General features: G+C 65.2%; 1 protein-coding gene. It reads right to left on the bottom strand.

Annotated features, from left to right (window positions below; all coding sequences use genetic code 11):
* A partial coding sequence (locus B8460_RS20375; RefSeq protein ID WP_048863456.1) for an efflux RND transporter permease subunit occupies positions 1-471 on the bottom strand: 471 nt, incomplete at both ends.

Raw genomic sequence — 471 nt, 5'->3', positions numbered from 1 at the left:
GCCAGAACATCGGCGCGGTCTGGATGCTGCCGGCCAGCGTCGTCTGCAGCGTGTCGGTCACGTTCTGCTCGGTCAGCCCCGTGAGATTGGCCAGAGTGCGGTCCACGTCGACCCGCAGGGTCGGATTGTCGTTCGCCTGCTGGATGCGGGCATCGGCGATTCCCGTGATCAGCCGGATGCGCTGCAGCAGCAGCTCGGCGTATTTGCGGTTCGCCGCGCCGTTGTTGCCCGCGACCTGCACGTCGATCGGCGCAGGCGCCCCGAAGTTCAGGATCTGCGTGGTGATGTCGGCGGGCAGGAACGAGAACGTCGTGCCGGGAAACAGCTTTGGCAGCTCGGTCCGCAGGGTGCGGACATACCCTGCAGTCGGATCGTGGTTTTCGTTCAGGCTGATGAGGATGTCCGCGTCCTCCGGCCCGATGGTGCCGGAATTGCTATAGGCCATGTTGATGCCGCTGATCGGCAGGCCGA

Origin of the sequence: Acidisphaera rubrifaciens HS-AP3 (assembly GCF_000964365.1) — a bacterium.
GTDB lineage: Bacteria > Pseudomonadota > Alphaproteobacteria > Acetobacterales > Acetobacteraceae > Acidisphaera > Acidisphaera rubrifaciens.
Note: the sequence above shows the minus strand (reverse complement) of the source record. Positions and strands in the feature narration are given on the sequence as shown.